This is a genomic window from Kitasatospora sp. DSM 101779 (assembly GCF_025655475.1).
In the GTDB taxonomy this organism is placed as follows: Bacteria; Actinomycetota; Actinomycetes; order Streptomycetales; family Streptomycetaceae; genus Kitasatospora.
In genome coordinates this window covers 3555043-3569637 of sequence record NZ_JAHTIK010000001.1, presented here as the reverse complement: position 1 = coordinate 3569637, position 14595 = coordinate 3555043, and the positions used below count along the sequence as shown (strand labels likewise).

The 14595-nt window shown below is 68.6% G+C and carries 4 protein-coding genes; 3 read left to right on the top strand and 1 reads right to left on the bottom strand.

What is annotated here, in order from left to right:
* Both KSNIM_RS16145 and KSNIM_RS16140 read left to right on the top strand, forming a co-directional pair.
* A partial coding sequence (locus KSNIM_RS16145) for an SUKH-4 family immunity protein (protein WP_263103912.1) occupies positions 1-1273 on the top strand: 1273 nt, incomplete at its 5' end.
* Positions 1274-1415: 142 nt separating this feature from the next.
* Positions 1416-2588 (top strand): hypothetical protein, encoded by a 1173-nt coding sequence (locus tag KSNIM_RS16140; RefSeq protein ID WP_263103911.1) that lies wholly within the window; start codon positions 1416-1418, stop codon positions 2586-2588.
* A gap of 115 nt (positions 2589-2703) precedes the next feature.
* On the opposite strand, the gene KSNIM_RS16135 is transcribed toward KSNIM_RS16140, so the two are convergent.
* Positions 2704-7518 (bottom strand): FG-GAP-like repeat-containing protein, encoded by a 4815-nt coding sequence (locus tag KSNIM_RS16135; protein ID WP_263103910.1) that lies wholly within the window; start codon positions 7516-7518, stop codon positions 2704-2706.
* A 313-nt stretch (positions 7519-7831) separates the two neighbouring features.
* Between KSNIM_RS16135 and KSNIM_RS16130 the strand changes: the two genes are divergently transcribed.
* Complete coding sequence (locus KSNIM_RS16130; protein WP_263103909.1) at positions 7832-14590, top strand: RHS repeat-associated core domain-containing protein; 6759 nt, start codon at positions 7832-7834, stop codon at positions 14588-14590.
* Positions 14591-14595: the final 5 nt, after the last annotated feature.

The following is a 14595-nucleotide window of genomic DNA, read 5'->3' as shown; positions in this document are numbered from 1 at the left end:
CGCTCATGCCGGCCCGGCAGCCCCCGCCCCGGCCGCTCCGGACGCCGCCGGGGTGGCGCACGCCGCCACCCAGCTGGCGCATGCGATCGACCTGCCCGGCGGTCCCGGCGCGTCCGGTCCCGGTGCGCCCGCGCCCGGCCCGGCGGTGCCCCCGCCGCCAGTCGGCGTGGCTCCCGTCCCGGGCCCGCCGCCGCCCGGCTACGGCTACCCCGGCGCCGGCCCGGTGGGCGCCCCGCCGGCCGTGCCCGCGCCACCCGCTCCGGCGCCGCAGGCCGCCCCGGTGCCGCCGCCCGCGGCCGGGGTGCCGACCATCGGCCCGGGCACCCAGGCCGTGATCAGCTACCGCCGTCCGGACGGCTCCGAGCAGTCGCTGGTGATGGCCAGCGAGCCCGGCACCCCGCACCCGGAGTGGAAGGCGCTGCAGGAGATGCGCCGCCTCGGCGTGCCGCCGGACCAGGTGCTGGAGTTCCACACCGAGCTGGAGCTGTGCGACCTGCCGGGCGGCTACTGCGCCCGGATGGTGAAGTCCTCCTGGCCGAACGTGCGGATCACGCACACCGTCCCGTACGGCCGCGACCGGCAGGCCCGGCAGGCCGGCATGGCATTGCTGCTGGACCACCTGGACCAGCTGCACCAGCTGGCGGCCGCCCCGCAGCGGCCCCGGCCGGTGCAGGCCCCGCTGCCGCCGCCCGGTGCCGTCCCGCAGCTGCCTCCGATCCCGCCGCAGCAGCTCGGCGCGGAGCTGGCGCAGGCGTTCGGCGGTGCGGTGTTCCGCTTCGAGCAGCGTGCGGTCTCCCGGCAGGGTGTGCCCGAGGCGGTCGCCCAGACGCTGGTGTGGGCCGGTCTGCCCCGGGAGTTCCCGCCGTTCTTCTGGGCGCAGGCCCAGGAGGGCCGGCCGATCCCGACGCTGGCCGAGCTGGCCGCCGAGCGCGGCCGGCCAGCCGGCCCGGACTTCGGCGGCTACCTGGTGCTCGGCAACGACTACGGACGGCAGCTGTGCGTTCAGTACGGCACCGCCGCGGTGGTCGCCGTCGACCTGGAGGGAACCGGCGAGCCGCCGCGCTTCGTCAACACCGGCGTGCCGGAGTTCGTCCGCAGCCTCGCCGTCCTCGGCCGGATGTGGCGGCTCCGGTACGGCCTGACGCCGGAGCAGGCCGGTCGCTGGACGACCGACCTGCAGGCCCAGCTGCTGGCGGTCGACCCGGCGGCACTGCACACCCCCGAGGGCTGGTGGGCGGTGCTCCTGGAGCAGCTCTGGGACGGTCTGATGTAGCGGACCGGGGGCGGGCCGCACGGTCCCGCCCCCGGCCTCGCCTTGTTGGGCTTTCGACCGTATCTGCGCAAAATAGGTCAAGTGGGCGCCCCGTGGGACGCCCGCGAACAGATGCACACCCACAGCACAAGGGGAAGAGCCGATGAGCGACGCCGTCTCCCAGCACGGCTTCACGGTGGCCCGCCGCGGCTACGCCATGGAGCAGGTCGACGCGACCCTCCGGGCGCTGACCGCCGACCGCGACGAGGCCTGGGAACGGCTCAGCGTGCTCGGGGCCGGCCTGCGGGAGATGGAGAAGCGGCTCGGCGAGATCCTCCGGGCCAAGGAGGACGCTCCCGAGCCCGACTACGGCCAGCTCAGCGCCCAGGCCGGCGCGCTCATGCTGATCGCCGAGAACGAGGCCGCGGCCGTCCGGGACAACGCCGCCCGCGACGCCGAGCAGGCGCACGCGGACGCCGAGCAGGCAGGCCGGGCCGCCGCCCGTTCGGCCGAGGGGTACTCCGCGACCGTCCGCGGCGAGGCCGAGCAGGCCGCCCGCGCGACCGAGGACCGCAGCCGTGCCGAGGCGGAGTCGATCCTCGACCAGGCCGAGCAGGACGCCCGGACCACCCATGACACCGCCACCGCCGACGCCGCCCGCACCCGGGTCGCCGCGGCCGAGGCCGAGGAGCGGGCCGAGGCCAAGCTGGCCGAGCTGCGGCGCCGCTCCGACGAGATGTTCGCCGAGGCGGAGGCCCAGGCCGACGCCGAGGAGGCCAAGATCACCTCCGGTGCGGAGCGGCGCCTGCGGGAGGCCGAGCAGCACCGCGAGGACATCCTCGCGGAGATCCGCGCCATCGAGGGCGCCGCCCAGAAGCGGGCCGAGGAACTGCTGTCCGCCGCGCGCCGCAAGGCCGAGAACATCCGCTCCAACAGCGAGCAGGACCAGTCCGACTTCGCCGGCCGGCACGCCGAGATGCAGGAGCGCCTCGACACGGTCAAGAAGACCCTCGCCGAGCTGACCGGCGCCGCCCTCGGCAGCATCGAGCCCGGCAGCCGCCCCGCCGCCCTGGAGGCCGCGGCCAAGGAGGCGAACGAGCCCGAGCTCACCCTCGACCTGCTGCTGAAGAAGCCGCTGCCCACCGCGGACGCACCGGCCGCCGGGGCCGCCGGGGCCGCCGAGCAGGCTCCCGCCGAGGCCGCCGAAGCCGCTGCCCCGGCGGAGGACGCCGCGGAGGAGCCCGAGGCCGAGCAGAAGATCGTCCCCAAGATCGTCATCGTGGACGACGGCATCGACCACGACACCCGGCCCAGCCGGGTCACCCGCCGCGGCTGACGGACACGGCGCCCGGAAAGCACCGGAAACGGCTCCGCCCCCGCCCGGCAGCGAACTGCTGCCGGGCGAGGGCGGAGGTTTCTCCTACGGCTCAGGACCGTACTGATCGGCTGGATCAGACGGTGCCGAGGATCTGGCCCCAGTCGAGCCAGCCCGGGGTGGCGAAGTCGTCGCCGCCGTCGGAGAGCCGGGCCGTCGTGGCCCCGTTGGTGACCAGGTAGTCCAGGCGGTTGTCACCGTTGATGTCGGCGAAGTTCACCACGTTCTGGTCGGTCGTCGTACCCGAGGTGATCTTTGATCGGAGGAACCAGCCGCCGCCGACGTCGCCGCCCTTGTTGATGTAGGTGGTGACGGAGCCGTCGCCGTTGATGACGCTGTAGTCGGCCTTGCCGTCGCCGTCCTGATCGGCCCAGCGGATCCGGGTCCGGTCGCTGGTGACACCCAGGGCCACTTGACCGAGCGCGGTGAAACCGCCCCGGCCGTCGCCGCCCTTGTTGATGTAGACGTCGGTCGCACCGCTGGTGGCGATGCTGATGTAGTCCGTCTTGCCGTCGCCGTCGAAGTCGGCGAACCGCACCTGGTCGGGGTTGCTGGTGGTGCCGTAGGTGACCTGGCCGAGGCTCGTCCAGCCGCCGTGACCGTCGCCGCCCTTGTTCAGGTAGACGCTGACCGCGCCCGTGGCACTGAAGACCAGGTAGTCGGTCTTGCCGTCGCCGTCCCAGTCCGCGAAACGGACCTTCGTCCGGTCACTGGTGACACCGGTCGCGACCTGCCCGAAGTCGGTCCAACCGCCGTGGCCGTCACCGCCGTTGTTCAGCTTGACGCTGATCGCGCCGGTGTCCGAGATGATGATCGCGTCCGGCTTGCGGTCACCGTCGAAGTCGCCCCAGCGGACCTTGCCGTTGCCACCCGACTCGGTGCCGGCCGAGCGGCGGCCGCGGCTGTACGTGTCGGAGGCCCAGATCGCGGCACCGTCCGACTTGTAGATCACCAGGTTGCCGTCCGGCTGGAAGAACATGACGTCGCCCGGCGCGTTGTAGGTGTTGGTGCCCCAGAGGGCGGTACCCGTGGTGTGCGCCGCCTGCGGGTAGCTCACCAGGTTGCCGTCGGGCTGCAGCGTCAGCACCGCTCCGGTGTGGCCGTTGGTGCCCAGCGTCCACGTGCCGTAGCCCGGGTTGGAGACGATGAGCTGACCGCCGTCGAAGCGCATGCGGGCGTTGCCCGCGGACCAGGTGGTCCCGCTCGGGTAGTTGGTGTCGTCGCTCGGGAACAGCACGTACCCCGGAGTGCCCGACAGCAGCGCCGCCTGGCTGGGCGTCAGCGCGGTGCCGGCCCAGACCTGCACGTTGGAGACGGAACCCTTGTAGAAGGACTGGTGCGTACCGACGTTGAAGTAGTCACCGACCCGGAAGCCCTTGGTGAACCCGGAGACGGCGGTGTGCGGCGTCGAGTTGACCACGATGCCGTTGATGTACAGCGCCATCACACCGGAGGTGCTGTTGTAGGTCGCGGTCAGGTGCGTCCAGGCACCCGGCTGGACGTAGGTGCCCACTCCCGCGTGCACGCAGTCGTACGACCAGCCGCTGTCCACCTTGGCCAGGCAGAAGTACCACTGGTTGGTGCCGCCGTCCGGATAGAGCATGAAGCCGGACGTGCTGTTGCCGTCCTGCGACAGCAGGACGCCGCCCGCGTTGTCGGGCTTGGCCCACACCGAGACGGAGAAACTCTTCGACACGTCCAGCGCCGGGGTGCTGGAGCTCAGGACACCGGTCGAGGTGCCGTTGAGGCGCACGTCGGGGCTGAACAGGTCCTTGCTGCTCCAGGTCGCGCCGGCCTGACCGGTGAGGTTCAGGCTGCCGGTGCGGTCGGCGGCGGCGGTGACCGCCGCACCCTCGGTGGCGTTGTCGTCCAGCGCCCAGCTGTGGGTGGCCGTGATCAGGGTCTGCGCGGACTGGCCGCTGATCGTGGTGCCGTTGAACAGGTTGGCGGAGGCGGCGCCGTTGGCGTCCACCGACCAGAGGTCGAGGGTGCCGTTGCGGTCGATGTCCGCGGCCTGCAGCGCGGGCCTCGCGGCCTTGGTCCAGCCCGTCGACGCCAGGAGGGCCGGGGTGGCACCGTTGCCGAGGGTCAGGTCGAGCAGGTTCGCCGAGCTGAAGTAGTACAGCTGGCCGCCGGCGTCGGAACGGGCGAACAGCCCCGGCATGCCGTCACTGCCGAGCGCGGTGACGATGGTCCAGCCGGCCCAGGTACCGGTGCCGGTCGGGTTCGTGTCGCTGAGATCCACCTCGGCGGGGAAGAAGCCGCCGGACTGCGCGGTGGTCGGCTGCAGGTAGAGCGAGCCGTCCAGGATGCTCAGCAGCGAGGGGAAGGGGTTCGGCTCGCCCTGAGCCGCAGTCGTGTACAACTGCCCGGCGTTGGCGACCCAGGTGGCCTTCGCGCTCGTGGCGGGCGAGGTGAAGGCGACCGACGGGACACCCTTGCCGACCAGCGGCGACAGCGCGGAACCGTCGCCGTTGCCGTAGAGCACGAGGCCGGCACCGGTGGCCGGGTTGTACTGCAGGACGTCGTTGAAGCCGGATCCGGAACGGAAGTGTCCGACGATCGCCTGCGTGCCGGTCCAGTCCGCGGGGGAGGGGGTTGAGCCGGCCGTGCCCTCCGAACCGAGGTTGTCCGCGGCGGTGTTCAGCGACTTGTCGGTGGCACCGCTGGCGAGCCAGAGGCCTGCGGGCAGGGCGGACTGGCCGCCGACCGCCGCGAGGTCGGCCCGGCCGTCGCCGGTGAGGTCGTTCTCCGGCGCGGGCGCCGGGGGCGCGGCGTCGAGCTCGACGACCTCGCTGTCACCGCTGGGGTTGCCGCCCGCGGAGAGCGCGGTGACGGTCAGCACGTTGTGTGCGCGGGTCGGCTTGATGCTGACGGTGGCGGCACCCGAGACGGCGGCGACCGTGCTCGGCGCGGCCCCGTTCAGCTGGTAGACGTAGCTCGCGGGGACGGTGCCCACCGGGTTGGCCGAGATGGTCACCTGGGCCGGGGTGCCGACCGTGAACGGGCCGGAGCCGACGTCCGCCGTCGGCTTGCCCGGAGCGGTCGGGTCGAAGGTGAACTTGCAGGTCGCACTCGTACCGCTGTTGACGCTGTCGTCGTTGGTGTAGACGTTCCAGGAGAACGTCGTCGCCGCGCCGCCCGCCGCGGTCACCAGGGCCTGCCGCCCCACCAGGAGCTGTGCCGTGGTGCCCGAGTTCGCCTTCAGGCCGCTCGTCGTGGACGAGGCTACGACCGCGCCGGTGGACGTCTTGACCAGGCTGAAGGCGACGCCGAGGCTGCCGCCGTCGGGGTCGGACACGGCGGCGCGCAGCATGACGTCACCGTTGCCGACCACGGTCGGGGTGGCTGCGGTGCAGGAGGTCGCCGGCGAGGTGGTCAGCGTGGTGGGCGTGGTCGGCGCGTGGTTGTACGTCGTCGACATGTACATCGAGCTGGGCTGGAACTTCTTCCAGCCGTAGCCGTCGGACTCGTTCGACGCACGCAGGCCCAGGGTGATGTCGGCCCAGTTTCCGTTGGCCGCGCTCTGCATCAGACCGGTGGTGTCGAAGCCGACCGAGGCGGCGGGGCAGCCGCTGCTGTAGCCGTTGGCGACGTTCTTGGTCGCGCTCTTGGAGGTCCAACCCGGCTGGTTGTTCCACGTGGTGGAGGAAGAGATGGCGTCGGTCTTCCACAGCTCGACGTCACGCCCGCTGCAGGACGGCGCCCAGGTCTCCGTGGCGTAGAACGTGGACGTGGAGACCTGCGCGCCGTAGATGCTGTTGGGCACCGACATCCGCGCGAAGGCCCGGCCGACGTAGTAGGGCGACTCCCAGTTGTTGTAGCCGACCCGCAGGCCCGTGGCGTCGGTCGTCTTCCAGTAACTGGTCGTCGGGAAGGCCGAGCTGACGTACGTCCAGCCGAGCGCGGAACCACCGGCCGAGTAGCTCGGGTCGATGTAGAGCGGCCAGACGGTGTCCTTGCCCGAGAGCAGCGCCGAGTCGGGAGTGAGGGTGATGGCACCCTTCTTGTACTCCGCCTTCAGCGGCGCGGTGTGCGCGGTGGCGCCGGGGCCGGCCACGCTGGAGCGGGCCGGGCTGCCGCTGCGGGCGTCCAGCACCTTGCCGTTGGTCGGGTCGGTCACGGTCGGCACCGAAGTGTCCGCCGCCGAGTCCCAGACACCGCGGACGGGCGCGGGCGCGGAGAACGCGACCTTGCCGTGCTTGTCCTTGCCGGTGATGTTGCCGGCCGCGTCGGTGCCCAGGTCGACACCGGTGGCCTTCGTGGTGAAGGAGAGGCTCTTGAGGGCCGGGTTGGCGGCCGCGGCCGCGTCCTTGACCACCAGGACCTCGGAGAAGCCGCCCTGCGGATCGGCGGTGACCTTCAGGTCGACGCCGGCCAGCAGCTTGTAGGTCGCGGTGGGACCCTCCAGCGCGGGACTGGGCAGGTTCTTCACCAGCGCGGCCGGGAGCGACAGCGACAGCGAGCGGTTGCCGCTCTTCATCTCCGCCAGCGGGCCGGACCCGCCGCCGGAGAAGGTGAGGTCGCTGCTGGTCACCTTCGGCGCGATCGAGCCGTCGGCCTGCTTCACCAGGGTGGCGTCCAGCGACTTCCAGCCGCCGTCCTGGTACTTGCGGACAGGAGTGACCGCCTGCTTCAGGGTGAAGCTGCCGTCCGGATTGGCCGTCAGTTCGTCCGTCGGCGTGGTCGCGGCCTCGACCACGACGCCCTTCTTCGAGGACTTGGCCTTGGAGGACGCCTGCTCGGCCGTGAGCGGGCCGGTGGTCTGCTTTGCGGACGGCTGCGGCTTCGCGGTGTCCGCCTGTGCGGGTATCGCCGCGGTGAGTGTCAGTGCTGTCAGCGTCGCGCCCAGTGCTGCGGCGAGCGCGCGTCTTGACGTGGAAGGTGGCACGGAGAGCCCCCCACCCTTTCGTTCATCGGGTCTGACGTCGGCAGTGCGCCGACGTCGGGCAGGAGGGTTGCACAGTGTGAACCTTGCCTGAGAAGCACCCTGACGATTCATCACAACGAGTTGGGAGATTTATCGATCTTTTGCCCGCATATGTCGGTCGCGGACAGGGCAAAGAGTTCGCAAAATCAGGGTGATCGAGGGTGGTCGGCCAGTGACGGGGAGCGGCCGTTTTTGTCATAGTCATCGCCGAACCTGGCGATGATCATCACGCCGGGTAATCCGTGCTGCCCGCGCGCAGCCGACCTCCAGAGGTGTGGCCGAGCAGATGCTCAGTAGAAAAAACCTCCGAGTCGGAACATCCGACCCGTATTTGATACACCGTCGACAAAAAGCCTGGCAATGGGTGGGAGGGATTTCAGCCGCAGCGCTGATCTCGGCGCTGATCGCCACGCCGGCCCAGGCGGCCGACAAACCCCAGCCCTGGAAGCCCGGCACGCCGTCCACGGCAGCCGTGAAGGGCGTCAAGGACCTCAAGCCGAAGGTCGCCCAGCAGGTCAGCCAGGCCCAGCGCACCTTCACCCCGCACGCCACCACCTGGCCCAAGTCGGCCAAGAGCAGCGCCCGCCTGGCGGCGCCCACGGAGAAGACCGACGGTGCCAAGCAGACCGCCGCCGGCACGCCCGTCTGGCTCCAGGCGGCCAAGCCCGACAGCGGTGCCTACAAGGGCCCGTCCGACGTCGGTGTGACGGTGCTCGACCACCAGAAGTCCGCCGCCCTCGGCATCTCCGGCGTGGTCTTCACGGTCGACCCGTCCGCCACCGCCACGGCCACCGGTGAGGGCAAGGTCCGGGTCGGCGTGGACTACTCGGCCTTCGCCGAGGCCTACGGCGGCAACTACGCCTCCCGGCTGCACCTCGTCACCCTCCCGGCGTGTGCGCTGACCACGCCCGAGGTCGCGGCCTGCCGAGTGCAGACCCCGCTCCCGACCCTGCGGGACGCCAAGGCGTCCAGTGTGTCGGCGGAGGTCAAGCTCGGTCAGCCGTCGACCGTGCACGCTTCTACTGATGTGGAGGGCAGCCGGGCCGTCCCCGCCGTCTGGTCCGGTGACAGTTCGGCGGCGCTGAAGGCCGCTTCGACGTCCGGTGCGCAGGTGCTCGCCGCGACCGACTCGGGCGACCAGGGCGGCGGCCCGGGGGGCAACTACGCCGCCAGTTCGCTGTCGCCGTCCGGGTCGTGGACCGGCGGCAGCGCCGGCGGCTCCTTCACCTACGGGTACCCGATTCAGACCCCGGGTGCCACGAGCTCGCTGACGCCGAAGGTCTCGCTGGGCTACGACTCGGCCTCGGTGGACGGCAAGACCGCCTCGACCCAGGCGCAGGCTTCGTGGGTCGGTGATGGCTGGTCGACCCCGGACTCATTCATCGAGCAGACCTTCACCTCCTGCGCGGACAAGCCGGAGGGTACGGCCTCGCCGTCCGAGACGAACGACCAGTGCTACGCGGGGCCGATCCTGACCCTGTCGTTGAACGGCTCGTCGACGGCGCTGATCTGGGACTCCACCAAGAGCACGTGGAAGCCGCAGAGCGACAACGGCGAGAAGATCGCCCATGTCACCGGCTCCAACAACGGTACCGGCACCTACAACACCGACTACTGGACGGTCACGGACCGCTCCGGCACGGTGTACTACTTCGGCCGCAACCAGCTGCCCGGCTGGAGCTCCGGCAAGCCGGTGACCAACTCGGTCGACTCGGTTCCGGTCTACTCCTCGCACTCCGGAGACCCGTGCTACAACGCCTCCGGGTTCAACGCCTCGGTGTGCACCATGGCCTACAAGTGGCACCTGGACTACGTCAAGGACGTCCGCGGCCAGGCCATGTCCTACTGGTACACCCAGGACACCAACTACTACGGGCAGAACAAGGGCCAGAGCAACACCAAGTACGTCCGCGACTCCTACCTGTCCCGGATCGACTACGGCTTCCTCGACAACGGCGCCTTCGGCACCGTCCCGGACCAGGTGCACTTCATCACCGGCTCGCGCTGTGTAGCGACCACCTGTGACCCGATCTCGGCCTCGAATGCCGGCACGCAGTACCCGGACGTGCCGTTCGACCTGATCTGCAACAGCGGTACGACCTGCACCTCACAGGCCCCGTCGTTCTTCTCCACCGTCCGGCTGAAGCAGATCGTCACCAAGCAGTACTCGACGGCCTCCTCGCAGTACGCCGCAGTGGACACCTACGACCTGGCGCAGACCGAGCCGCCGACCGGTGACGGCACCTCGCCGACCCTCTGGCTGGCCTCCGTCACCCGCACGGGCAACGACACCACCGCCGGTGGATCGGGCTCGATCACGCTTCCGCCCGTGGTCTTCGGCGGCACCACCATGCAGAACCGGGTGGACACCACCAACTTCCCGGGCATGTACCGCTACCGGCTGACCTCGATCACCACCGAGCTCGGCGGTCTGATCGGCGTCACGTACGGCCTGCCGAACCCGTGCACCGCCTCCTACGTGGCGACGGCCAACGCCTCCACCAACACTAACTCCTGCTTCCCGGTCAGATGGACGCCGGAGTTCTACACCGATCCCATCGTCGACTGGTTCCAGAAGTACGCCGTCACCAAGGTCCTGGAGACCGACCGAACCGGCGGCGCTCTTGCCAAGGCCACCTCCTACGAGTACGGCGGCGGTGCGGCCTGGCACTACGACGACAACGAGGTCGTGCAGGCCAAGTACCGGACCTGGGGCCAGTTCCGCGGCTACGCCGACGTCACCACTTGGGTGGGAGACGGTACCAACGACCGCCGGACCAAGCAGAAGACCAGCTACTACCGCGGCATGGACGGCGACTGGCTCTCATCGAGTTCGTCTCGGTCCATCGCGCTGACCGACTCCCAAGGTGCCACTCACATCGACAGCGACGAGCTGTCCGGCAGGGAACTTGAGAGCACCACCTACAAGGGGGATGGCACGGCGGTTGACAACCTGGACATCACCTCGTATTGGGTGTCCGCGGCCACCGCGACCCGGAACCGTACCGGCCTGCCCGCCTTGAAGGCGACAACCGTCAAGGAAGCGGCGAGCTACAGCCGTCAGGCCGTCACCTCCGGTGGGCCCACCACCTGGCGGGTGACGGAAGCCAACAATAGCTACGTTTCCGACACCAGCAGCGCCGACTTCGGCCTGCTGACCGCCAGCTACACGCACACCGTGCCGGCCCTGCCGTCCTACGACCGGTGCACCACCTACACCTACGCGCCTGCCAACACCAGCCGGAACCTGGTGGGTCTGACGGCTTCGCAGGAGACGGTGTCGGTGGCCTGCGGCGGCTTCACCGAGGGCAGCATCGCCTCGGCCCCCGCTGGGTACAACACGCTGACCGCCCCCGCCAACATCAACCGCCCCGCGCAGGTGCAGGCCGCGACCCGGACCTTCTACGACGACCCGCAGTTCGCAACCACCTTCCCGCAGCCGAACCCGCCCACCGTCGGCAACGCCACCATGGTGCAGACCGCCTCCGACTACTCCGGTGGAGCCTACGTTTGGCAGACCAGTAAGCGCACCACCTACGACACCTACGGCCGTCCGCTGGCTTTGAAGGACGGCAACGGCAACATCACCGCCACGGCGTACACAGTCAACGCAGTCGGTCTGACTACCGGCACCGCGGTGACCAACGCCAAGAACCAGGTGGTCAGGACGACTCTGGCTCCGGCACGTGGCCTGACAATCTCGGCAACGGACGCGAACAACATCACCGCGACCAGCCAGTCTGACGCGCTCGGTCGCCTCACCGCTGTGTGGACGCAGTCCCGTCCAACTTCGGCTCCGGCAAACCTGAAGTTTAGCTATACCCTTTCGAGCACCGGCCTGTCCGGTACGACAACAGACAAGCTCAACGAAGCCTTGGCTTATGTGCGTTCCGTGACGGTCTACGACTCGCTCGGCCGAGTTCGTCAGACGCAGTCGCCGACCCCGCAGGGCGGCCGACTGGTCACAGAGTCGTTCTTTGACTCCCGCGGCTGGGTGCGCAAAACGAACAAAGCCTACTGGGATGCCGCGAACAGCCCTGCTCTGACAGTTGCCAGCACCCAGGACTCGCAGGTTCCGGTGCAGGATGTCATCACCTATGACGGCCTCGGTCGTTCGGTGCGGGTGGACTCCCTGAAGTACTCGGTGGTCCAGGAGAGCACGACCACCGTGTACGGGGGCGACCGCATTACGGTCGTTCCGCCGCTCGGCGGTACGGTGAAGACCACCGTCAGCGATCCGCTCGACCGGACGGTCGAACTCGACGACTACACCGTGCGGCCCACCGTGACCCCGCCTGCCGACACCTTCAACGGTGACTACACCGTTAGTGGCGGTCAGAGCCAGGCGATCACGTATGGTTTCGACGGTCACGGCAAGCAGAACACTGTCACCGCCTCAGGTTCCACCTGGACCAGTACCTACAACCTGCTCGGTCAGATCATTGGCAAGAACGACCCCGATGCTGGCGTCAGCGCCATGCAGTATGACGCGGCTGGCAATCTGATCCAGTCCACCGACTCGCGCGGGAAGAACGTCAGCTACACGTACGACGTGCTCAACCGCAAGACCGCGACATATATGTCTTCCGCGGCAGCACAGTCGGATGCCAGCAAGATCGCATCCTGGGTCTACGATAACGACAACAACGCCGTCGTTGGCATGACCAACCCCATCGGTCGTGTGACCACGACCACGTCCTACGCCAACGGTGCGGCCTATGAGACGCAGTCCGCTGGTTTCAACCTCTTCGGTGCGTCTCTCGGTGAGACGGTAAAGATCCCGTCGGTTGAAGGCGCCGCGCTCGGCGGCAAGTCGTACGTGTTCTCGCATACGTACACCGCTAACGCGGGGCTGGCTTACACCGACACCTATCCAACCGGAAACGGCTTGTCGGCCGAGACCGTCATGCATACCTACACGCCCACCTTTGACCTGCCGGCCGGTCTGGCCGCCGGCAGTTACACGTACACCCAGGACACGGTGTATGACGCCTACGGCCGGGTCTCCCAGTCGCAGATCGGCAGCCCGGGCAGCTACGGCGTCCTCACCAACACCTACGATGCCCACACCGGGCGACTGAACGAGCAGCTCGTCCAGCGTGCCACCACTGGTGCCCCGAGCGACGTCGACCGCCAGCACTACGACTACGACGAGGTGGGCAACGTCACCCGGCAGGTCTCGACCCGTCTCGGCGCGACCTCCGAGACGCAGTGCTACACGTACGACCAGCTCGACCGTCTGGCCCAGGCATGGACCGCCACCGACTCGTGCGCGACCACCCCGACCACGGCGGCGCACTCCCAGGTCGGCGACGCCGTCACCGGCGGCGCCTACTGGACCGAGTGGGCCTTCGACGCCCTCGGCAACCGCACCAGCCAAGTGGAGCACTCCACCACCGGCGGCGCTGACACCACCACGACCTACACCTACAACGGAAACGGCACCAACCAGCCCCACACCCTGACCTCGGCCACTGGGGGAACGAGCCTGCAGTACGACACAGCGGGCAACACCACCAAGCGTGTTACCCCTGCTGGCGGCACCCAGAACCTGACCTGGGACGACGCTGGCCGCCTCACTTCTATCAAGGGGGGTACGGCGGGGGACAGCTCGTACATCTACGACGCCGACGGCAGTATTCTGCTCCAGAAGGATCCGGGTACCACAACGCTGTACCTCCCGGGGCAGCAGTACACGCTCAGTACCGGTACCGGGACCGTCGCCGGTACCCGCTACCTCCCACTCCCTGGTGGTGGCACCGTCGTTCGCACGGGCAGCCTGAACAACTACCGGTTCGAGATTGCGGACCCGCACGGCACCGCAGGCCTGGTCCTCGACCGAACCTGTCAGACCCCGACCTGGCGCCAGTTCACCCCGTATGGTGCGCCTCGTGGTACTGGCATTGCCTGGCCCGACAACCGAGGTTTTCTCAATGCGCCGGCCTCCGCGGCTACCAGTCTGAGCATCCTTGGAGCCCGTCAGTACGACCCGGTCACCGGCCGTTTCCTCAGCATAGACCCGATCTTCGACGATGCCGATGCCCAACAACTCGGCGGCTACAACTACGCCGGTAGCAACCCCATCGTCAAAAGTGATCCGACAGGCCTGTGTCCACGGGACCGCTGCGATGGCTATGGCCAAAACCCGGGGCCCCTGCCTGGTGACCACGGAAGCCCCGACGACTTCCGCCCCGAACCCCCACCGGCAACCACGCCCACCAAAAAGAAGCGCAGTTTTTGGCGTGGTGTGGGTGACACTCTGCTTGGTATGGGACGCGCCGCCATTCAGCCGGCTGCTGATCTCGGCGGCTGCCTTAAGGGTCGAGCCGACGCCTGCTGGAATACCGTCACGAATGTGGTGCCTCCGCTCCTTGTTGCCAAGACTGCATCCGACATGTACGGAATGGCCGGCGCGGTTTACGACGAATGCAAGAACGGGGAATACTCCTATCTCGGCGGCCAGTTGGCGACCATCATTGTCGTCGGAATCATCACCAAGAAGGTAGCGCCGGTTCCTGCGGCTGCCAGCGGTGCAACTGCGGCAGACGCCGCTGCTGGAGCAGCGGCAGCCGATGCTGCAGGGACAAGTACCCTCGCCCGTCTGATGGCGGACTCGCCACTGAAGCTAGTTAGCCCGAAGAAGGTTTATCGCGGCGAATACGGGGCAACAACTCCTGACGAGGTATTTGCCAACGGGTTCGCATCGAAGGCTGGGGATGCGTCATTGTATGACTATGTGGCAAACAACTCTCCTGCGGGCCTGACCGGGACGTCCAAGTCGCTGAATATTGCAATTTCCTTCACTAATCAGCCTGGAAAGCTCGGCTTGAAGTCTGGCTGGGTTTTCGAGATTCGAAATCCCGGTCAGGGTATTGATATTAATGCCACGCTTGGAAAGAAGACTCCGTATCCAGCAGAGAGGGAGGTTGCGTTCCCGGATGGTGTTGATGGCGGTAAGGTGTATCGCGCCCGGCCCTATAAGTGGGGAATGCCGACAGGTCCGTGGGTGCTCAACCCGAACTTTGCCGGGTAGTGGCA